Annotated in this window: 12 protein-coding genes; 9 read left to right on the top strand and 3 right to left on the bottom strand. The window is 65.5% G+C overall.

Going from position 1 to position 21871, the window contains the following annotated elements:
• Positions 1-30: 30 nt before the first annotated feature.
• A complete protein-coding gene (gene manD, locus BXU08_RS08350; protein ID WP_077509635.1) occupies positions 31-1254 on the bottom strand; it encodes a D-mannonate dehydratase ManD in 1224 nt (407 codons plus the stop codon).
• Positions 1255-1365: 111 nt separating this feature from the next.
• On the opposite strand from manD, the gene BXU08_RS08345 reads away from it, so the two are divergent.
• Together BXU08_RS08345 and BXU08_RS08340 are read left to right on the top strand one after the other, a co-directional pair.
• On the top strand, positions 1366-3516 hold the full coding sequence (locus BXU08_RS08345; protein WP_077512181.1) for an alpha-glucuronidase family glycosyl hydrolase: 2151 nt from the start codon (positions 1366-1368) through the stop codon (positions 3514-3516).
• An 18-nt stretch (positions 3517-3534) separates the two neighbouring features.
• Positions 3535-4251, top strand: coding sequence for a DUF6445 family protein (locus BXU08_RS08340; protein WP_077509634.1), 717 nt, complete (start codon positions 3535-3537; stop codon positions 4249-4251).
• A 58-nt stretch (positions 4252-4309) separates the two neighbouring features.
• Here the strand turns inward: BXU08_RS08340 and BXU08_RS08335 are convergent, their stop codons facing one another.
• Positions 4310-7702, bottom strand: coding sequence for a TonB-dependent receptor (locus BXU08_RS08335; protein ID WP_171982463.1), 3393 nt, complete (start codon positions 7700-7702; stop codon positions 4310-4312).
• Positions 7703-8025: 323 nt separating this feature from the next.
• Here BXU08_RS08335 and BXU08_RS08330 point away from each other — a divergent pair, with 323 nt between their 5' ends.
• From BXU08_RS08330 to BXU08_RS08315, 4 genes are read left to right on the top strand one after another with little or no spacing between them, the layout of a single operon-like run.
• Positions 8026-9534 carry a tryptophan halogenase family protein gene (locus BXU08_RS08330; RefSeq protein WP_077509632.1) on the top strand — a complete coding sequence of 503 codons (1509 nt, stop codon included), beginning with the start codon at positions 8026-8028 and terminating at the stop codon, positions 9532-9534.
• A complete protein-coding gene (locus tag BXU08_RS08325) occupies positions 9531-11033 on the top strand; it encodes a tryptophan halogenase family protein (protein WP_077509631.1) in 1503 nt (500 codons plus the stop codon). The genes BXU08_RS08330 and BXU08_RS08325 overlap by 4 nt, the downstream gene beginning before the upstream one ends.
• On the top strand, positions 11030-12745 hold the full coding sequence (locus BXU08_RS08320; protein WP_077509630.1) for a glycoside hydrolase family 43 protein: 1716 nt from the start codon (positions 11030-11032) through the stop codon (positions 12743-12745). Before BXU08_RS08325 ends, BXU08_RS08320 begins: the two co-directional genes overlap by 4 nt.
• Positions 12746-12753: 8 nt before the next feature.
• Positions 12754-14559: a glycoside hydrolase family 9 protein gene (locus tag BXU08_RS08315; RefSeq protein WP_150125468.1), complete on the top strand. Its 1806-nt coding sequence runs from the start codon at positions 12754-12756 to the stop codon at positions 14557-14559.
• Between the two features lie 144 nt (positions 14560-14703).
• On the opposite strand, the gene BXU08_RS08310 is transcribed toward BXU08_RS08315, so the two are convergent.
• Entirely contained in the window at positions 14704-17103 is a 2400-nt protein-coding gene (locus BXU08_RS08310) for a glycoside hydrolase family 3 N-terminal domain-containing protein (protein ID WP_077509629.1), read from the bottom strand.
• Between the two features lie 152 nt (positions 17104-17255).
• Here BXU08_RS08310 and BXU08_RS08305 point away from each other — a divergent pair, with 152 nt between their 5' ends.
• The 3 genes from BXU08_RS08305 (at position 17256) to BXU08_RS08295 (ending at position 21729) form a co-directional block, all read left to right on the top strand.
• Positions 17256-18377, top strand: a complete 1122-nt coding sequence (locus BXU08_RS08305) for a LacI family DNA-binding transcriptional regulator (protein WP_077509628.1) — start codon at positions 17256-17258, stop codon at positions 18375-18377.
• 89 nt (positions 18378-18466) lie between these two features.
• Positions 18467-19882, top strand: a complete 1416-nt coding sequence (locus BXU08_RS08300) for a sugar porter family MFS transporter (RefSeq protein WP_077509627.1) — start codon at positions 18467-18469, stop codon at positions 19880-19882.
• A 71-nt stretch (positions 19883-19953) separates the two neighbouring features.
• Positions 19954-21729 carry an IlvD/Edd family dehydratase gene (locus tag BXU08_RS08295; protein ID WP_077509626.1) on the top strand — a complete coding sequence of 592 codons (1776 nt, stop codon included), beginning with the start codon at positions 19954-19956 and terminating at the stop codon, positions 21727-21729.
• The last annotated feature ends 142 nt before the right edge of the window (positions 21730-21871 follow it).

Here is a 21871-nt window from a genome sequence, read left to right as displayed (position 1 = left end):
CTCCCCGCTGCGCGAGAGAGGATCGATTTCTCACCAACTGAACATCGTGCCGTCTTCGAGCCGCGCGACCGGCAGATAGGCGCGCTTATATTCATATTGGGTGGCCAGTTTCTCGTCGATCTCGACGCCGAGGCCTGCCGCCTCGCCCGGACGCATCATCCCGTCGGCATAGGAATAGGCATGCGGGAATACCGCGTCGGTCTCAGCGGTATGCGGCATCAACTCCTGGATTCCAAAATTGGGCACCGACAGGCCGAAATGCAGCGCCGCCGCCATCGTGACCGGCGAAAGATCGGTGGCGCCGTGGCAACCGGTACGGACTTGATAGAGATCGGCGAGCGCCGCGATGCGACGGACATGGGTCAGCCCGCCGGCATGGACGATCGTCGTGCGGACATAGTCGATCAGTTGTTCCTCGATCAGCTGCTTGGCATCCCAGATCGTGTTGAACACCTCGCCCACGGCAATCGGTGCGGTGGTGTGCTGGCGGATCAGCCGGAAGCCGGCCTGGTTCTCGGCCGGGGTGGGATCTTCCAGCCAGAAGGGGCGGTAGGACTCCAGCTCCTTGCCCAGCCGCGCCGCCTCGATCGGCGTGAGGCGATGGTGGATGTCGTGGAGCAGGTGCACATCCCAGCCGAGCGCGTCGCGCGCCTGTTCGAACAGCGGCGCCACCGAGCGGAGATATTTCTCCGTCGACCACAGGCTTTCGGTCGGCAGCGCGCCGTCGGCGGGCTCGTAGCGCTGGCCCGCTTTGGCAACGCCATAGGTTGCGGCCAGCCCTGGCACACCCGACTGGAGGCGGACTGCCTTATAGCCTTGCTCGCGATGCTGGATCGCGCGTTCGATCGTCTCCTCGATCGTCGCGCCATTGGCATGGCCATAGACCATGCAGCCCTCGCGGCTTGCCCCACCCAGCAACTGATAGACCGGCAGCCCGGCGATCTTTCCCTTGATGTCCCACAGGGCCATGTCGACTGCGGCGATCGCGCTCATCGTCACCGGGCCGCGCCGCCAGTACGCACCCTTGTAGAGATACTGCCAGATATCCTCGATCCGGTGCGCGTCGCGGCCGATCAGGCAGGGGATGACATGATCGGTGAGGTAGCTGGCTACCGCCAACTCGCGACCGTTGAGCGTGGCATCGCCCAGGCCATAGACGCCGTCGCGCGTCTCGATTCGCAGTGTCACGAAATTGCGGCCCGGGCAGGTGACGATTACGCGCGCTGAAATGATCTCGGCGCGTTGCGCACCCATCTGCCTCTCCTATGATGCGCATTTGCTGCGCCAGCTGGTAGCGCTACCATGAACAAGCTGCTATCGGCTTGTCAACGCACGGCGTCAGACCGGAGCGATGAGAGGATGAAAATGCGTCGCTTCCTTGCCTTGTTGCTGTTGCTCCTGTCCGCCGCCACGCCGCTCGGCGCCCATGCCGAGACGGGGTACGACCTCTGGCTGCGGTATCAGCCGGTCGAGGACGAATGGCGCGTGCGCTACGCTGCAGCGACTGCCCAAGTCATTGCACCATCCAGCCCGGCAATCGATGTCGCTTTCGATGAGCTCATCCGCGGGCTGGAGGGCTTGCTGGGCAGGGCGCCGACTCGCCGAGACGGCGCAATCGGCGACGGCGCTATCGTCCTCGGCACCGAGAAGTCGCCGCGCATCGCGTCGCTCGGTCTGCCGCTCGCCCGATTGGGTAACGAAGGCTATCTGATCCGCAGCGCGACGATCGAGGGAAAGCGCGTCACGGTGATCGCAGCCAACCGGGACGTTGGCGTGCTGTATGGCGTATTCCGCTTCCTCAAGCTCATCCAGACGCGCCAGTCGCTCGACGCTCTCGACATCACCGACGCGCCCAAGCTTCAGGTGCGCGTGCTCAATCACTGGGACAATCTCGATCGCCATGTCGAGCGCGGCTATGCTGGCCAGTCGATCTGGGACTGGCAGAAGCTGCCGGGCTACAAGGACCCGCGCTACACCGATTATGCGCGTGCCAATGCGTCGATCGGGATCAACGGCACCGTCCTGACCAACGTTAATGCCAATGCCGACGTGCTGCGCCCCGAATGGCTGGAGAAGGTGAAGGCCCTGGCCGAGGTGTTTCGGCCCTATGGCATCAAGGTATATCTGACTGCGCGCTTCTCTGCCCCGATCGAACTGGGCGGGCTCAAGACCGCCGACCCGCTCGACCCGCAGGTGGCAGCTTGGTGGAAGGCCAAGATCGACGAGATCTATCGCGTCATCCCCGACTTCGGAGGGCTGCTGGTCAAGGCCAATTCGGAAGGACAGCCCGGCCCCAACGACTATAAGCGCACCCATGCCGACGGCGCCAACATGCTCGCCGACGCGCTCGCCCCGCACGGCGGGACGCTAATGTGGCGCGCCTTCGTCTATGCCGCCGAGAACCCCGACGACCGCCACAAACAGGCGTATACCGAGTTCCAGCCGTTAGACGGCAAGTTCCGCGACAATGTCCTCGTCCAGGTCAAGAACGGCGCGATCGACTTCCAGCCGCGCGAGCCCTTCCATCCGCTGTTCGGGGCGATGCCCAAGACGCCGCTGATGATGGAATTCCAGATCACCAAGGAATATCTCGGCTTCGCAACGCACCTCGCTTATCTCGGCACCATGTGGGAGGAGGTGCTGGAGGCCGATACGTTCCGCCCGCGCAAGGGCAGCACCGTCGCCAAGATACTCGAGACTCCAGTCGAGGCGGGCGCAGTCACCGGCATGGCCGGGGTCGCCAATATCGGCAGCGATATGAACTGGACGGGCTCGCAGTTCGACCAGGCGAACTGGTATGCATTCGGCCGCTTCGCCTGGGATCCGGACGCCCAGGCCGAGCCGATCGCGCGCGACTGGGCGGCGATGACGTGGGGCGGCGATCCCGCAGTCACGCGCCCAGTCGTCGCGATGATGATGGGTTCGCGCGAAGCGGTGGTCGATTACATGACACCGCTCGGCCTGGGCCATCTCATGGCCACTGGCCACCATTACGGGCCTGGCCCCTGGGTGGCCGATCTGGCCCGTCCCGAGTGGAATCCGGCTTATTATCACAAGGCCGATGCTGTCGGCATCGGCTTCGACCGCACCGCGAAGGGCACCAATGCCGTCGCCCAATATGCCCGACCGGTCGCCGCGCAGTTCGGCGACCTGAAGCGGGTGCCCGACGCATTGCTGCTCTGGTTCCACCATGTTCCCTGGGAGCATCGCATGCGCTCGGGCCGCAGCGTGTGGGAAGAACTGGTCGTCCGCTACGATCGCGGCGTCGATGCGGTGAAGGCGATGGAATCGGAGTGGGATGGGCTGAAGGGCAAGATCGATGATCGTCGCTGGACGGAGGTCCGCGATTTCCTGAGCATCCAGCGGCAGGAGGCGGGCTGGTGGCGCGACGCGTCGGTGGCGTATTTCCAGTCGGTCTCGAAACGGCCGCTCCCCGCTGGCCACGCGGCGCCGGCGCATGACCTCGACTGGTACAAGGCGATCAACACGCCCTATGCTCCGGGTAACGGCAAGTGATCGTGGGACGCGGCTGCGGTGAAGGCTTATGATTTTGCTCTGAACTCGCGACCTACGCTGTCGCTGCGCCCTATCGGCAGCGAAGGCGAGCCGCTGTTGCAGATCGACGACGTGCTGCGCGACCCGCAGGCGTTGATCGACTTCGCTGCGGAAGAGGCGCGGTTCGAGCCCGCTTATGGGTCCGGCGGTGGCTATCCCGGCATTCGGGCTTCGGCACCGCTGGAGTATGTCGAGACGGTGGTGCGCGCCGTCGATCCGCTGCTGCGCGAAGCCTTTGGGCTGGCGCGCGTCAAGTTGGGCAAGGCGGAGTGCAATCTGTCGCTGGTGACGCTACCGGCGGCCTCGCTCGTCGCCGCACAGCGCGAGCCGCATGTCGACACCGGCGATCCGCTCCAGTTCGCCTTCCTCCATTATCTCTGCGCGGGCTCGTTCGGCGGTACGGCTTTTTATCGCCACCGCGCGACGGGGTTCGAGACGCTGACGCCGGAGCGCCTCGATCGCTATCAGGCGGCGCGCGCGCGCGAGCGCGGTGAGGAGGCGGCCGCCGGCTATATCGTCTCCGACACGGCGCATTTCCTGCAGACCGCGACAGTCGAGGCGGCGTTCAACGGGCTGGCGATCTATCGCAGCCGCGTGCTGCATTCGGGAAAGATCGCGCCGGATGCGCCGCTGTCCGCCGATCCGCGCCGGGGCCGGCTCACCGCGAACATCTTCCTGACGTACCGGCAGGCATAGCCGACAAAAAAACGCCGCCGGTGGAAGCCGGCGGCGCAAGGCAGGGTGTAGTTCGAAATCAGAAGTTGAAGCGCGCGATCATCGAGAAACGGCGGTCGTTCATGAACCAGCCGCGCGGGATGATGCGGATGTCGTCTACCCCGTCCGGCCCTTGGATCGCGACCGACGTCTTGGTGATCGCATTGGTCAGGTTCACGCCCTGCACGCCAAGCCGCAGGTTCTTCGAGACCTGATAGAATAGCGAGGCGTCGAGCTGGCCGTAATCCTCCTGGAACACCGGATCGAACGGCGTGATCACGTCGCGGGTGGTCAGCATGTAGCGCGAACGCCAGCTGTACGAACCGCGAAGCGACAGACCCTTATAATCGTAGAACGGCGTGATGTTGAAATTGTGCTTCGACAGACCCTGGAGACCAAAGCCGGAGACATCGATGTTCGACACCAGGCCGCCGGCCACACTGGGATCGCCCGGATCGAGCGTTGGTTGGGGGACGCCGGAGCTGTTTACGTAGGTGTAGTTTGCCTGGAGGCCGAGGCCGGAGAAAATGCCCGGTAAAAAGTCGTACGTTTGCTGATATGCGACTTCGAAGCCCTTCACCTTGCCGGTTTCGGGCGAGTTGAACTCGCGCGAAACGACCGCTTCATAGGTCTGGCCGTTGTTGGTGAAGCTCTGGCGCTCGGTGTTGAACACCACCACGCCCTTGATCTCCTTGTAAAAGGCCGAGACGGTGAACGAGCCCACGCGGTTGAAGTACCATTCGGCAGTGAGATCGAAATTGTTCGCAGTCACCGGCTTGAGGTCGGGCGAACCCACCCGGATGCCAGCGCCTTCGATCCTCACCCCGGACTCGCCCGAGATGATGCCGTCGTTCGGATCCGCCGTGGCGGTGTTCGGCGTCACGCCCAGCGTCGCGCCGGCCGGTGCCTGGGCGCTGATCGAGATCGGGAAGTAGTTCCGGATCTGCGTAGTGTTGGGCGGCGAAATCCCCTTGAAGAAGGCAGCACGGAACTGGAGCCCGCCACCGACTTCCAGCTTCAAATTCGCGCTGGGCAGCCAATAATCATAGCTGAGCTCATAGTCGTTGGGGACGATCGCGCCGTTCTGGAACGAGCGCGCGGCCGCGCGGCGTGCGGGATCGCTGTAGAGATAGGCGCAGCCCAGCGGCACCGTCGCGGCGGGCGGAGTCGTTCCCGGCGCCGGATTGACGATGTTCTGGATGGTGGTGCGGCACGTCGCATCGGTCGTGAGCGGATCGATCGTTGCGTACTGCACGAAGCCGCTGCTCGTCCGCTTGGTGGTCGAGTAGCGCACGCCGACATTGCCGCTCAGATTCCACCCGTTCGAGAAGTCCTGATCGATCCGCGCCATCACATAGGCGGCGTGGTTGATCTCCTCGATCGGGTTGATCTCGCCCGGCAGATAATAGCTGCCGTTCACCGTGCCCGGCCGGTTGGCCAGCGAGAGCCAGCCGCCGGCACCGCCCGTAGGCGCAGTGCCCCCGGGCAGCCATTCGTTGCGCACGGCATTGGCGAACGCGATGTACGACGCGTAATCGCTCGCCGGCTTGCCCGAATAATAGAGACGGCCACCGCCGCCGGCGGGGTTGCTGGTCTGGCCGCGGAAGAAGTTGCTGAACAGGAACGGCGTGTACGAACCCGCCTGCGACGTGGTGCCGAGCTGGTCACCACCCACGCCGCCGATATTCTCGTCGAGCCAAACCGGGCCGCCATTCCCCCAGATTTCCGACAGCGCACCCCAGTTATAGGTCGAGTTGCGGGCGATCTGATCGCGATCGGCGAAGCGATAACCAGCGCGTACCGACTTGAGGAACCCGCTTTCGGGGAAGCTCAGCTCGGCATCGACACGGAAGGCGTCCGAATTGCCCGAAGACTCCTCGGCATGATCCATCGCCGCGCGCCAGAAGCTGTTATACGGATCGAGGAAGCTCTGGTGCGCGCCAGTGTAATAGGTCGGATCGTTGCCCGACCCGCCGGGCACGCCGGTGCAGACGCCCTGGGCGTTCGGCGCGACGCAGCTCTGCGGCGCGACGAAGTTGACGGTCGGGATGTCGAGGCCGTTCAAGTCGATCGACACGTCCTGGAAGGTCGACGACCAGATGCCGTTGTCCAGCACCTTGCCCGAGGACTCGACATGGTCATAGTCTAGGGTGAGGCCGAGCCGGTCGTTCACGTCCCACTTGAAGTTGAAGCCGTAATCGTCGGTGACGCTGCGATCGATATGCTGACGATACTGGTTGTTCGACTGGAGGCCGAATGCCGGAGTGCGGCGGCCGGCAAAGGCCGCGCCGGTGCCGGGAGCGGTATTCTGGTCGGCGCGCCAGCCGGTGGGGCCGGTGATCAGGCCCTTGTCGAACAGCATGTCCTCATCGAACAGCACTGACGTGCCGGCACGCGCGCGGCTGTCGCCGTTCGAGGTGACGTTGTCGGTCGCGATTTCGATGGTCTCTTCGGTCCAGTCCTGGCGCGCATCGGAGCGGAGGAACTGGAAGGACGCTTCCATCGATCCGTCGTTGCTGCGCCACTGGAGCGCGGCCGAATAGCCATAGCGTTCGCGCTCGAATTCCTGCGTGCCCATCACGGCGCCGCGCGGGAAGATGCCGTCGCCCTGCTGCGTCGCGCCGGTGAAGGGCACCACGTCGGTGCGGGTGCCGTTCGAATAGACCGGGCGGACGCGGAAGCTCGACACCTGCAGGCGATCGTTGCGCGTATAGAGCTGCGAATAGACGGCGCTGCCCAGGATGCCGATCTCGCCGATGCCCGTCTCCCAGCGCGTGCTGGCAAGCAGCGACACGGTGGGCGAGGATTTGTCGACGAAGTCGCCATAGTTGAGCTCGAGCGCGCCGGCGACATAGGTGCCCTTGGAATCGAAGGGCAGGCGGGTGCGCAGGTTGACGATGCCCGAGATGCCGCCTTCGATGCGGTCGGCGGTGGGCGTCTTGTAGACATCGACGCCGCCGAGCAGTTCGGATGGCACGTCCTGGAAGCCGAGCGAGCGGCCGTTGAGCGCGGAAAACGCCTCGCGGCCGTTGAACTCGGAGCGGACATAGGTGAGGCCGCGGACCGTGGCCTGCGAGCCTTCGACTGCGAAGTGATCGGGGTCGTTGCCCGCGGCGAAGCGGCTGATCGACACGCCCGGGATGCGCTGGAGCGTCTCGACCACCGAACGGTCGGGAAGTGCGCCGATATCCTCGGCGGTGACCGAATCGACGATGCTGTCGGACGTGCGCTTGAGCTGCTGGGCGCTCTGCAGCGCCTGGCGATAGCCCTGGACGACGATGTCGGCCTCGGCCTGCGCGTCCTGCACCGCAGCCTCATCCGCATCCACTGCGGTGGCCGGGGTGGTCTGCGACGGCGACGCCTCGGTCTGAGCCCAGGCCGATCCGGCGCCGAACAGGCACAGAGCCGCTGCGGAGACTCCGGCGCGGAGCAATCCCGATTTCAGTTTCGCAGTATTGTCAGATGCATGAATAGCGTGCTGCTTGCGCATCAAGCGTCCCCCTCCCGTGTTAGCGCTACCATTAACTGGCGCGAATTGTTGTAGTTATGCGGCATGGGTAGAGGAGGTTTGCGGCAAAGATCAAGAGAGATAGTGACAATGACGCGCTTATGTGCTGATTTTGCAACGCTTTTGCTGCGGTGCAACGATGAAATTCCCAGCTGCCATTTTGGCGGCCCAGAATGTGGGAGCGCTAACATCGCAATCGGGGAGGAAATGCTGATTTTGCCGATATTTCGCTGCCGGGCAGGGCGCCGATGAGCGCGCCGGCGATCCGCAAAGTCGTTGTCGTCGGCGGGGGCACTGCGGGCTGGATGACTGCCGCCGCACTGGCCCGTCTGACTCGGGCCGGCGTGCAGGTGACGCTGATCGAATCCGATTCTATCGGCATCGTCGGCGTCGGCGAGGCGACCATCCCGCCGATTCGCAGCTTCAACGCGATGCTCGGCATCGACGAGAATCACTTTCTTGCCCACACGCAGGGCTCGATGAAGCTGGGGATCGAGTTCGTCGACTGGAACCAGCCCGGCCATCGCTATCTCCACCCGTTCGGCGAATATGGCTTCAGCATCGATGGCGTCCGCTTCCACCATGTCTGGCGCAAGCTGCGCGCGGCAGGCCGGGCGGGGCTGCTCGACGAATATTCGATGTCGGCGACGGCGGCGGGGCTCAATCGCTTCTCCGCGCCTGTGGCTGAGCAGAATTCGCCGCTGTCGCAGCTCGTCTACGCCTATCATTTCGATGCCTCGCTCTATGCCGGCTATTTGCGCGGCTATTCCGAGGCGCGCGGCGTGGTGCGGCGCGAGGGCAAGATCACGGACGTTGCGCTGCGCGGGGAGGACGGCTTTGTCGAGGCCGTGACGCTGGAGGACGGCACACGGATCGAAGCCGAGCTGTTCATCGATTGCTCGGGTTTTCGCGGGCTGCTGATCGAGGAAGCGCTCCACACCGGCTACGAGGACTGGACGCACTGGCTGCCCTGCGATCGCGCGCTCGCGGTGCCGACGGAGAACGCCGGACTGCTCACGCCCTATACCCGCGCGACCGCGCGGCCGGCGGGGTGGCAATGGCGGATCCCGCTGCAGCACCGCACCGGCAACGGCTATGTCTATTCCAGCGCGCATGTTTCGGACGACGAGGCGGCCGCGACGCTGCTTGCCAATCTGGAAGGCAAGCCGCTCGCCGACCCGCGCCCGCTGCGTTTCACCACCGGCCGCCGCAAGCTGGCGTGGAACCGCAACGTCGTCGCGATCGGGCTGTCGAGCGGCTTCCTCGAACCGCTGGAATCGACCAGCATCCATCTGATCCAGTCGGGCATTTCGCGCCTGCTCGCCCTGTTCCCAGACAGCGGCTGGGGGAATGCCGAGCGAGACGCCTATAACGCGTTCACCCGCAGCCAATATGAGCGCGTCCGCGACTTCGTCATCCTCCACTACAAGACCAATGGGCGCGACGAGCCGCTGTGGCGCTATGTCCGCGAGATGGCGGTGCCCGACAGCCTGACACAGCGCATCGAGCTGTTCCGCAATCGCGGGCGCATCTTCCGCCACGAGGATGAATTGTTCGCCGAGGCGAGCTGGGTTGCGGTGCTGCTGGGGCAGGGGGTGACGCCGACAGGCTGGGACCCGCTCGCCGACGCGCTCGATTCCGATCAGGTCGCGACGATGCTCGAACGCATCCGCACCACCTTCCGCCGCGCCGCGGAGGCGATGCCCGACCATGCTGCGTATCTTTCCCGGCATTGTGCCTCGCGAGGAATCGCATGACCGACAATCGCATCCGCAACATCGTCATCGTCGGGGGCGGCACCGCCGGCTGGATGGCGGCCGCGACGCTATCGCGCATCCTTGGGCCGGACTATGCCAGGATCACGCTGATCGAATCCGACGAGATCGGGATCATCGGCGTGGGCGAGGCGACGATCCCGCAAATGGCGACGTTCAACCGCATGCTCGGCATCGACGAGAATGAATTCGTGCGGGCGACCAAGGGCAGCTTCAAGCTGGGCATCCAGTTCGTCGACTGGGGGCGGCGGGGGCACAGCTATTTCCACCCGTTCGGCAAATATGGCGTCGATATGCAGGGCGTGTCGTTCCACGCCTATTTCCTGCGCCTGCACCAGCTGGGCGAGGCGCCGGACATCGATCAATGGTCGCTCCAGGCCAAGGCCGGGCAGATGGACAAGTTCATGCGCCCGGTCGACGCGGGCCGGTCGCCGCTGTCCGACATCGCCTATGCCTTCCACTTCGACGCCGGGCTCTATGCGCGTTTCCTGCGCGGCTATGCCGAGGCGCGCGGCGTCACCCGGCGCGAGGGCAAGGTGGTGGACGTCACGCTGCGCGGCGAGGATGGTTTCGTCCAGTCGGTGACGATGGAGGACGGGACGACGATCGAAGGCGATCTGTTCGTCGATTGCTCGGGGTTTCGCGGGCTGATCATCGAGCAGGCGCTCGATGCCGGCTTCACCGACTGGTCGAAATATCTCCCGTGCGACCGCGCGATCGCAGTGCCGTGCGAGAGCGTTCCTGAATGGACGCCCTATACCCGATCGACTGCGCACAAGGCCGGCTGGCAATGGCGGATTCCGCTCCAGCACCGCACCGGCAACGGTCATGTCTTCTGCTCAGAATATATGAGCGACGACGAGGCGACGGCGATCCTGCTGGCCAATCTGGACGGCAAGCCGGTCGCCGATCCGCGCACGGTTCGGTTCAGGACCGGGCACCGCAACAAGTTCTGGGTCAAGAACTGCGTGGCGCTGGGGCTGGCGGGGGGCTTTATCGAGCCGCTCGAATCGACGGCGATCTGGCTGATCCAGAGCGGTCTTTCGCGCTTCCTGACGATGTTCCCCGACAAGCAGTTCAACCAGGCCGATATCGATCGCTACAACCGCATCATGGCGACCGATTACGAGGAGATCCGCGACTTCATCGTGCTCCATTATCACGCCACCGAGCGCGACGATTCGCCCTTCTGGGACTATTGCCGGAACATGGAGATCCCCGAGCGGCTCGCCGAGAAGATGCGGGTCTTCCGCAGCCACGGGCGCTGCTTCCGCGAGAATGAAGAGCTGTTCAACGACACCAGCTGGTTCGCGGTGATGCACGGCCAGCTGATGACGCCGCAGGGCTTCGATCCGGTCGCCGAAGTGATGACCCTGGACGAGACCCGCGCCCGCCTTGCGCATATCCGCGAGGCGATCGCCAATTCGGCCGAATATATGCCGAACCACCGCGACTTCATTCAGGAGAATTGTGCGGCATGAGATTTCTCGCGTCCCTCGCCCTGCTGCTCGCCACGCCCGCCGCCGCGCAGCCCGTCGCCAGCTTCGACTGGTTCGAATATCGCGGCGAGGATCCGATCGATCGCACCGCCAAGGCCGATGCCGGAAGCTATCGCAACCCGATCCTCCAGGGCTTTTATCCGGACCCCAGCGTCACGCGGGTGGGCAGCGATTTCTATCTGGTCACTTCGACCTTCAGTTTCTTTCCCGGCATTCCGGTGTTCCACAGCCGCGACCTGGTCAGCTGGACGCAGATCGGCAATGCGATCGACCGGCCCGACCAGCTCGACTTCAAGCAGCTCGGCCTCTCGCGCGGGGTGTTCGCACCGACGATCCAGGCCAAGGCGGGGATTTTCTACATCCTCAACACCTGTGTCGATTGCGGCGGCAATTTCCTGATCACCGCGAAGAACCCCGCGGGGCCCTGGTCCGATCCGATCTGGCTGCCCGAGCTGGAGGGCGGGATCGATCCCTCGCTGTTCTTCGATACCGACGGCAAGACCTGGATCCTCAACAACGGCCCGCCCGAGGGCGCGCCGCACTATGAGGGCCATCGCGCGATCTGGATCCAGCAGTTCGATCTCAAGGCGCGCAAGACGGTCGGTCCGCGCAAGGTCCTGGTCAATGGCGGCGTCGACTTCTCGAAAAAGCCGATCTGGATCGAAGGACCGCACATCTTCAGGAAGGATGGCTGGTATTATCTGAGCTGCGCCGAGGGCGGCACGGCCGAGGGCCACAGCCAGGTGATCCTCCGCTCGAAGACCGTCACCGGGCCGTACGAGGCCAACCCGGCCAATCCGATCCTCACCCAGCGCGGGCTTCCGGGCGACCGCGAGGACCCGATCACGTCGGCGGGCCACGCCCAGCTCGTCACCACGCCCGACGGCAAGTGGTGGGCGACCTTCCTTGCGGTGCGGCCCTATGCCGATGATTTCTATTCGACGGGGCGCGAGACCTTCCTGATGCCGGTCGAATGGGAAGCGGGCTGGCCGCGGATCACCGGTCCCGGGCAGGTAATTCCCTGGCGCTATCCGCGGCCCGATCTCCCCGCACAGCCGGCGGCGACGGTGCCGACCAATGGCGGCTTCACGGTGCGGGACACGTTCGACGATGCGAAGCTGCCGCCGTACTGGATGATGCTGCGCAACCCGCGGAGCAGCTGGTTCACGCTCGAAGGCGGCGCGGCGAAGCTGCAGGCGCGTCCCGTGGGACTTGGCGACAACGGCAACCCCTCATTCCTCGCGCGCCGCCAGCAGCACCAGAACGCCGTTGCGGAGACGGTGGTCCGCTTCACGCCGGAGAAGGACGGCGACCGCGCCGGCATCGCGGTGCTCCAGAATGACGAATATTGGTTCCTGCTCGGCCTGAAGCGGATCGACGGCAAGCTGGCGCTGGTTCTCGATCGCCGCGACGGGCCCGATACCGCGGCCGGCGGCGAGACGATCGCCGCAGTCGATGCCGCCATGTACGGCATCGCGGCGGGCAAGCCGCTGGGGCTGCGCATCGAAGTGCGCGGCAATCGCTACGTCTTTTCCTATGCGCGCGTGCTGGGCAGTCCCGACAATCCGATGCTGGCATGGCGGCCGCTGACCCGGCTCACCACCGACGCGCTGACCACGAAGACCGCGGGCGGCTTTATCGGCTCGACCTTCGGCATGGTCGCCGAAAGCGCAAAACCGTCATCCAAGGAATAGCGGCCATCATGCGCGCCCTATTGTTAGCCGCCACCGCGCTCACCCTTGGCGCCGCCGCGCCGCAATCGGTGCAGGTCAACCAGCTCGGCTTCGAGCCCGGAGACGCCAAGCTGGCAATCGTGCAGGCCGGCGGCGCACCGCTCGACTGGACGCTGACCGACGCGGCGGGAAAGGTCGTCGCGCGCGGCAAGACCACTGCGTACGGCAAGGATCCGGCCTCGGGCTATGAGGTCCAGCGGATCGATTTCTCGAACTACCGGACTCCGGGCGACGGCTATCGTCTTTCGGTCGGCGGCGCGCGCAGCGAACCCTTTCCGATCCGCGCCAGCATCTATCGGCCGCTGGCACGCGATGCGCTGGCCTTTTTCTATCACCAGCGCGCGGGCGTCCCCATCGAGGCGCGATTCGTCGGTGCGAAATGGGCGCGGCCGGCGGGGCATGCACGCGAAGTGGCGAAATGCTTTGCGGGCAAGGACGAGCGCGGCATCGGCTGGGACGGCTGTGGTTACACGCTCGACGTCACCGGCGGCTGGTACGATGCCGGCGACCACGGCAAATATGTCGTCAACGGCGGCATCGCAGTGTGGACGCTGCAGAACGCCTATGAGCGGAAGCCCTCGGCCTATGCCGACAACAGCCTGAAGATGCCCGAAGCGGGTAACCGGCACAACGATCTGCTGGACGAAGCGCGCTACGAGATTGAATTCCTGCTGCGCATGCAGATCGCCGACGGCACGCGAGCGCGCGTTCCCGTCGGTCCGCCTAAACCGGCCAAGCCCGGCAAGCCGGTGTGGGAGTCCGAGCCCGCCGATTTCGCGGCGATCGATGCGGGCGGCATGGCGCACCAGAAAGTCGCCGACCGCAACTGGACCAAATTGCCGATGCCACCGCAGGACGATCCGGAAGAGCGATTGCTCTACCCGCCGACCACCGCGGCAACGCTCAACCTCGCCGCCACTGCGGCGCAGTGCGCCCGCCTGTGGCGCAGACTCGATGACGCCTTTGCCAAGCGCTGCCTCGCTGCCGCTGAGCGCGCCTGGGCGGCCGCCAAGCGCAACCCGCAGGTCTATGCGACGAACAGCTTCACCGGCAGCGGCGGCTATGGTGATGGCGACGTATCGGACGAATTCTACTGGGCGGCCGCGGAGCTGTTCGCCACCACCGGCGCGGCCGAATATCGCACCGTGGCAACGCACTCACGGCACTTCACCGCCGAACTGCGCGAGCCCGGCTGGCCGAGCACTGCTTCGCTCGGCACGATTACCCTGGCAACCGCGCGCACCCCACTTCCCAAGGCGGAGACCGACCGTCTGCGCACAGCGATCGTTGCCGCCGCGGACCGCTTTCTCGCCGACGCGAAGGGCAATGGCTATGGCATTCCCTATGTCGCGAGCGGCTATCCCTGGGGCTCGAATTCGAACCTGCTCAACCGCGCGATGCTGCTGGGGCTGGCGCATGACCTCACCGGCGATGCGAAGTATCGCGCCGGCGTGGTCGCAGCGATCGACTATGTCCTCGGGCGCAACCCGATGAACATCTCCTATGTCAGCGGCTATGGCGCCCGCGCAATGCAGCATCCGCATCACCGCTTCTGGGCGCCTTCGCTGGACCCTAAGCTGCCGGGGCCGCCGCGCGGTGTGCTTTCGGGCGGGCCCAACTCGACTGCCATGAGCGACGACGTCGCCATGAAGCTGAAGGGGAAATGCGCGCCGCAGACCTGCTGGGCCGACGACGTCAACGCCTATGCGCTCAACGAAGTCGCGATCAACTGGAACGCGCCGCTGTTCTGGGTCGCGGCGTGGCTGGACGACTGACGAGAAGCGGCATCCGAGCATTTGCCAAATCCGTCACCCCGGCCTTGTGCCGGGGGCCACTGCGCCTCGAAATGAGCAGCCTTGAACCGCCTGCTCTTCCCCTGCCTCCCGGTGGACCCCGGCCCAAGGCCGGGGTGACGGGGTTTATTTGACGGTAAGCGTGGTGCTCTTGAGCTTCACCGAGTCCGGACCCGCAGAGATCGTGAAGGTGCCCGGTTCGACGACGCGCTTCATGTCGACGTCCCACAGTGACAGATCGCGCGGCGTCAGCTCGAAGCTTACCGTCTTCTTCTCGCCCGGCTTCAGGCTGACGCGCTCGAAGCGCTTGAGCTCCTTCACCGGCCGGGTGACGCTGGCGAGATCGTCGCGGACATAGAGCTGGACGACTTCGTCGCCGGCCCGCGCGCCGGTGTTCGTGACGTCCACGCTGACCTTCACATTGCCGTACCGCCCGATCGTCGGCGTCGCGAGGACCGGCGTTCCGACTTCGAAGCTGGTGTACGAAAGCCCGTAGCCGAACGGGTAGAGCGGGCTGGTCTCGGCGAAGAGATAGCCGCGCCGTGCGCTCGGCTTGTGGTTGTAGAACATCGGCAACTGGCCGACGTCGCGGGCGATCGTCACGGGCAGCTTGCCGCCGGGATTGGCGCGGCCGAACATCACGTCGGCAACGGCGTTGCCGGTCTCCTGACCGAGATACCAGCCTTCGATCAGTGCGGGGGCATTCTCCGAGAGATACTTCACCGACAACGGCCGGCCGTTGAGCAGCAGCACAACCACCGGCTTGCCGAGCGCGAATATCTCCCTGGCGAGCTGGTTCTGCGGGCCGATCAGCTCGAGGCTGTTGCGGTCGCCCAGATGGTTGTCGGCCCAGGCTTCGCGGCTTAGCTGTTCGTTGTCGCCGAGCACCAGCACGATCGTGTCGGCATTCTTCGCGGTCTCGATCGCTGCGGCGCGGAGCCGATCGTTGGTCGCGTCATCAACCAGTTCGACGGCATCCTCGGCCCAGGCGCGGCTCTTGGTCAGCTTCACGCCCTCGGCAAAGTCGACTTCGAACTTGCCCTTGCCTTCTGCCTTGAGACCTTCGAGCACGCTGACGACGTGGCGGGGAATGTCCGAATAGCCGCCGATCGGCGTGTCGCTGGCATGGGTGCCGATCACCGCGAGGCGCTTGATCTTGCCGGCGTCGAGCGGGAGCAGGCCCTTGTCGTTCTTGAGCAGCACCATCGATTGGCGTGCGGCCTCGCGAGCGAGGGCGACGGCATCGGGCGTCTCGGTCTTTGCCGCGGCCGCCTTGGCATCGACATAGGGGCTTTCGAACAGCCCGGCGTTGAACTTGAGCTTGAGGATCCGGCGCACCGAATCGTCGATCTGCTGCTGGCTCACGCGACCTTCGCGGACGAGCTTGGGCAGATTGGCATAGGCTTCGGCGTCCGGCGTCTCGAAATCGACGGTCGCGTCGAGTGCGCGAACCGCGGCGTCGCTGAGGTTATCGAACAGATGGTGCCGCGTGTTGAGCTCGCGGATGGCGAAATAGTCGCTGAGAACCACGCCCTTGAAGCCCCATTCCTGGCGCAGCACGTCGTTCAGCAGCCAGCGGTTGGCGTGGCTGGGGATGCCGTCGATCTCGTTGTACGACGGCATCACCGACATCACCGGAAGCTCGGTCACTGCGCGCTCGAACGGCGGGAAGAAGAACTCGCGCAGCGTCCGTTCGGAAACGGTGGCCGGACCGATATTGGTGCCGCTTTCGGGCGCGCCATGGCCTGTCATGTGCTTGAGCGTCACATAGACCTTGTCCTTGGCGAGCGGCAGGGTGGTGCCCTGGAAGCCGCGGATCGCAGCCAGGCCCATCTCGCCGACGAGGTACGGATCCTCGCCATAGGTTTCCTCGATCCGGCCCCAGCGCGGATCGCGGGCGACATCGACCACCGGGGCGAGAGCGAGATTGGCACCGCGGGCACGCATTTCGCGCGCGGCGACCGAGAAGATCTTCTCCTGCAGCGCCGGGTTCCAGGTGCTGGCGAGCGCGATCGCCTGCGGGAAGCTGGTCGCGCCGGGGGCGACATAGCCGTGCAGCGCCTCCTCATGCATGATCAGCGGGATGCCGAGACGCGTCTTCTCGACTGCCCATTTCTGCGCGGCGTTGATGTAGCGCGCGGTATCCTCTGCGCTGCGGTTGACCGTGCCGGCGGCGGCGCCCGCGGCGGGACCCTGGGTGATTGCGCGGCGGTCATAGGGCCGCGAGATCTGGCCGAGGCCATTGGGGAAGTTCTGGCTGGCCTTCGCCGCGTCGAATTCGCCGGTGGGATTCTGGATCTTCTCCTTCTGGAGCCAGATCGCCACCATCTGCTGGACCTTTTCCTCCAGCGTCATCCGGGCGAGCAGATCCTCGACGCGGGCATCGATCGGCTGGGATGCGTCCTTGTAGAGCGGCTTGTCGGCGCGGGCCGACTGCGCCTGCGCGGCGGGCGCGAGGCCCGGCGTCAGCGCGATCGCGGCGACTGCGGCGAGCGCCGCGGAGCGAAACCGGCGGGAAACAGTCATGGTCTCTCCTGATCGTGACGCTGCTGCGCCCATGTTTTGGTAGCGCTATCAGCTATCGCCGCACGGGCTCGCGGTCAACCGTACCGCAACCGGTTTCACGCTGATTGCATTCCGCGAAACCGCATCCTATGCCTCGGACGCAAAGGACGGGGATGAGCAAACCTAGCCGAAGAAGCCGCGGTTCAGTCACCGTGCAGGACGTCGCACGCGCCGCGGGGGTATCCGCGATGACGGTGTCGCGCGTCGTCAACGGGGGCACGAACGTCCGCGAGACCACGCGCACCGCGGTGCTCGCCGCGATCGCGCAGCTGAACTATTCGCCCAACAGCGCCGCGCGCAGCCTTGCCGCGGGCGATGCGACGCAGATCGGGCTGCTCTATTCCAACCCGTCGGCCGCCTATCTCTCGCAGTTCCTGATCGGCGCGCTGGCTGCGGCGCGGCGCGCGGGGTGCCATCTGGTGCTGGAAGCGTGCGAGAGCGAACGGCCCGACGAACAGGCCGAAGCGACGCGCAGCTTTGCCTCGACCAGCGTCGAGGGCGTGATCCTGCCGCCGCCGCTCTCCGAGGCTGCGCCGGTGCGCGCCGAGCTAGAAGCGGCCGGTATTCCCTGGGTGTCGGTGGCGATGGGGCTCCCGCCGGCGCGCAGCCTCAACGTCCGGATCGACGATTTCGAAGGCGCTGCGGCGATGACGCGGCATCTGCTCGACCTCGGGCACCGGACGATCGGCTTCATTCGCGGCAACCCGAACCAGACTTCCAGCGCCGAGCGCTATCGCGGCTTTGCAGCGGCGCTCGAAGAGGCGGGGATCGACGTCAAGTCGGTGCCGGTGGAGCAGGGCTATTTCACCTTCCGGTCGGGCATCGTCGCCGCCGAGCGGCTGCTCGACCGGCCCGAGCCGCCGACGGCGATCTTCGCGAGCAACGACGACATGGCTGCCGCTGCGGTGGGCGTCGCGCATCGCCGCGGGCTGCATGTGCCGCAGGATCTGAGCGTCGTCGGGTTCGACGATACTTCGCTCGCCACCACCGTGTGGCCGGAGCTCACCACGGTCCGCCAGCCGATCTCGACGATGGCCGAGGAAGCACTGGCCTTGCTGCTCGCCCGCATCCGCGCGCATCGCTCGTCGGAGACCGACAAGCTCGAGGAGCAGGTGCTCGATCACGAGCTGATCGTGCGCGAATCCTCGGCACCGCCCAGGGGTGCGGCCGCGATATCCGCCAGCCGCGGCACTGCGGCGGGGCGTCGTGCTGCGTCCAGTCCCGGCCCTCGCTAGAGGCGCTTGCATTTCCTGAGCGTCCGGGCCACCGTTACCGCTAACACGCCGTGCCGGTCGCGCACGGGTGACCAGGAGAGGAAGTGGGGATGAGCCAGACTGGCGAACGGGCCAATATAGGCCTGATCAGCGCCATTGTCGCAGTAGCGACGATCGGCGGATTGCTATTCGGATATGACAGCGGCGCCGTGAACGGCACGCAGCCCGGCCTCAAGGCCGCGTTCCTGCTCGACGATGCCGGGCTCGGCTTCACCGTCGGTTCGCTGCTGATCGGCTGTGTCGTCGGCGCGTCGCTGGCCGGCATTCTGGCCGACCGCATGGGCCGTCGCAACGTGATGCGGCTCGCCGCGATCCTCTTCCTCGTCGGCGCCTTGGTCCAGGGCCTCGCGCACGATCACACCATCTTCGTCGTCGCGCGTATCCTGGGCGGCATGGCAGTCGGCGCGGCCTCTGTGCTGTCACCTGCCTATATCTCCGAAGTCGCCCCGGCGAACATTCGCGGGCGGATGACGACGGTGCAGCAGATCATGATTATCTCGGGGCTCACCGCCGCGTTCGTGGTCAACTACTACCTTGCCGGAGCCGCCGGCGCTTCGACCAACCCGTTCTGGGGCGGGATCGAGGCATGGCGCTGGATGTACCTGATGCAGGCGCTGCCCGCGGCAGTGTTCCTCGTTGCCCTGTTCTTCATCCCGGAGAGCCCGCGCTATCTGGTCTCCAAAGGCCGCAACCCGGATGCGCTTCGCGTTCTCACCGACCTGTTCGGCCCCACCGAAGGCGGGCTCAAGCTTGCCGAGATCCAGGCGAGCTTTTCGGTGGACCACCGTCCGCGGCTGAGCGACGTGCTCACCCCGGCCGGCGGCCGCGGGTTTCTCGGTATCCGTGCGATCGTCTGGGCGGGCCTGTTGCTCGCGGTGTTCCAGCAGCTCGTCGGCATCAACGTGATCTTCTATTACGGCTCGACGCTGTGGCAGGCCGCGGGCTTCTCCGAGGCCGATTCGCTGCTGATCAACATCGTCTCGGGCGCAGTCTCGATCGCGGCGTGCTTCGTCACCATCGCAGTGATCGACAAGATCGGCCGCAAGCCGCTGTTGCTCATCGGCTCGGCGGGCATGGCCGTGACGCTGTTCGTGATGGTCTATGCGTTCGCGCAGGGCGCGCTGGTCGACGATAAGCTGGTATTGCCGGGGCAGAGCGGGATGATCGCGGTGATCGCGGCCAATCTCTATGTGATCTTCTTCAACGTCAGCTGGGGCCCGGTGATGTGGGTGATGCTCGGCGAGATGTTCCCGAACCAGATCCGCGGCTCGGCGCTGGCGGTGTGCGGCTTTGCGCAGTGGTTCGCCAATTACCTGATCGCGCAGGCGTTTCCGATCATGCTGGCAGGCATCGGGCTCGCCGCGAGCTACAGCTTCTACGCGGTCTGCGCGGTGATCAGCTTCTTCCTGGTCCAGCGGTTCATCAACGAGACCAAGGGCAAGGAACTGGAGGCGATGGAAGGCTGAGCCTTCCCGCGCCGACACTTTGGGGGGCGCGGGCCGCGAGGCTCGCGCCCTCTGCACGACAAGAGGACGATATGACCCGTACGCCCGCCCGCCCGTTCCGCTCGCGCGAATGGTTCGCCGCGCCCGGCCGCAGCGACATGGCCGCGCTCTATCTCGAGCGCTTCATGAACTACGGCATCACCCCCGATGAGCTCCGCGGTGGCAAGCCGATCATCGGCATCGCGCAATCGGGCAGCGACATCGCGCCATGCAACCGCATCCATCTGGAGACGGTGAAGCGGGCCCGCGAGGGCATCCTCGCCGCGGGCGGCATACCGATGGAGTTTCCGCTCCACCCGATCTTCGAGAATTGCCGTCGCCCCACCGCGGCACTCGACCGCAACCTGGCCTATCTCGGGCTGGTCGAGATCCTCAACGGCTATCCGATCGACGCGGTGATCCTCACCACCGGGTGCGACAAGACGACGCCAAGCTCGCTGATGGCGGCCTCGACCGTCGATATCCCGGCGATCGTGCTGTCCGGGGGGCCGATGCTCGACGGGTGGCACGAAGGCGAACTTGTGGGCAGCGGTACAGTGATCTGGCGCTCGCGGCGGAAGATGGCGGCGGGCGAGATCGACGAGGAGGAATTCCTGCAGCGGGCGATGGAGAGCGCGCCGTCCTCGGGGCATTGCAATACGATGGGCACCGCTTCGACGATGAACTCGATTGCCGAGGGGCTGGGAATGAGCCTGCCCGGCTGCGCGATGATCCCGGCGCCGTATCGCGAGCGCGGGCAGATGGCGTACGAGACCGGGCGGCGGATCGTCGAGATGGCCTACGACGATCTGCGGCCCTCGCAGATCCTCAGCCGCGCGAGCTTCCTCAACGCGATCAAGCTGCTGACTGCGATCGGCGGATCGACCAATGCCCAGCCGCATCTCGTCGCGATGGCGCGGCATGCCGGGATAGAGATCACGCCCGACGACTGGCGTTCGGGCTACGACCTGCCGCTGATCGTCAACATGCAGCCGGCGGGGAAATATCTGTCCGAGCGTTTCCACCGCGCGGGGGGCATTCCCGCAGTGATCGCCGAGATGCTCGCGGCGGGCGCGCTCGACGGCGACGTCATGACCTGCACCGGCAGAACGCTGGCCGAGAACGTCGCTGGCGCGCCGACCCGCGACCGCGACGTGATCCTGCCCTGGGATGCGCCGCTGATGGAAAAGGCCGGGTTCCTCGTGCTCACCGGCAATCTGTTCGACATGGCGATCATGAAGACCAGCGTGATCTCCGACGATTTCCGCGCGCGCTATCTGGCACGGCCGGGGCAGGAGGGCGTGTTCGAGGGGCGGGCGATCATATTCGACGGATCGGACGATTATCACCACCGGATCAACGATCCCGCGCTGAACATCGATGCGAACTGCATCCTGGTGATCCGCGGCGCGGGCGTGCTGGGCTGGCCGGGCTCGGCCGAAGTGGTCAACATGCAGCCGCCCGACCACATCATCCAGCAGGGCATCATGAGCCTGCCGACCTTGGGCGACGGACGGCAATCGGGAACCTCGGACAGCCCGTCGATCCTCAATGCTTCGCCCGAGAGCGCGGCGGGGGGCGGGCTCTCCTGGCTGCGGACCGGGGACATGATCCGCATCGACCTCAACGCCGGAACCGCCGACGCGCTGGTCGAGCCCGACGAGATCGCGCGGCGCAAGACCGAGCCGGCGCCGCCGATCCCGGAGAGCAGTACGCCGTGGGAAGAACTGTATCGCGAGAAGGTCGGCCAGCTGGGCGAGGGCGGCGTGCTCGACTTCGCACTCAAGTATCGCCGAACCAGCGAGAAGGTGCCGCGGCACAATCACTAAGTTACGATGACGTTTGTAGGATTTTCGGCGCCTAGTTTCACATCTTTCACGGTGAATCAGCAATGTTGTTGCGGCGACTTGTAACAATATTTCTTGGCGGCAGCGGCAAGGTTTACGGATTCAAAGAGCCGAGAACGAAGCG

The organism is Sphingomonas sp. LM7, assembly GCF_002002925.1.
Classification (GTDB): domain Bacteria; phylum Pseudomonadota; class Alphaproteobacteria; order Sphingomonadales; family Sphingomonadaceae; genus Sphingomonas.
Note: the sequence above shows the minus strand (reverse complement) of the source record. Positions and strands in the feature narration are given on the sequence as shown.

Coding starts and splice junctions, on each gene's coding strand:
- BXU08_RS08295 (WP_077509626.1), top strand. CDS start 19,954: ATGACCCGTACGCCCGCCCGCCCGTTCCGCTCGCGCGAATGGTTCGCC.
- manD (WP_077509635.1), bottom strand. CDS start 1,254: ATGGGTGCGCAACGCGCCGAGATCATTTCAGCGCGCGTAATCGTCACC.
- BXU08_RS08310 (WP_077509629.1), bottom strand. CDS start 17,103: ATGACTGTTTCCCGCCGGTTTCGCTCCGCGGCGCTCGCCGCAGTCGCC.
- BXU08_RS08320 (WP_077509630.1), top strand. CDS start 11,030: ATGAGATTTCTCGCGTCCCTCGCCCTGCTGCTCGCCACGCCCGCCGCC.
- BXU08_RS08330 (WP_077509632.1), top strand. CDS start 8,026: ATGAGCGCGCCGGCGATCCGCAAAGTCGTTGTCGTCGGCGGGGGCACT.
- BXU08_RS08315 (WP_150125468.1), top strand. CDS start 12,754: ATGCGCGCCCTATTGTTAGCCGCCACCGCGCTCACCCTTGGCGCCGCC.
- BXU08_RS08305 (WP_077509628.1), top strand. CDS start 17,256: ATGAGCAAACCTAGCCGAAGAAGCCGCGGTTCAGTCACCGTGCAGGAC.
- BXU08_RS08345 (WP_077512181.1), top strand. CDS start 1,366: ATGCGTCGCTTCCTTGCCTTGTTGCTGTTGCTCCTGTCCGCCGCCACG.
- BXU08_RS08325 (WP_077509631.1), top strand. CDS start 9,531: ATGACCGACAATCGCATCCGCAACATCGTCATCGTCGGGGGCGGCACC.
- BXU08_RS08300 (WP_077509627.1), top strand. CDS start 18,467: ATGAGCCAGACTGGCGAACGGGCCAATATAGGCCTGATCAGCGCCATT.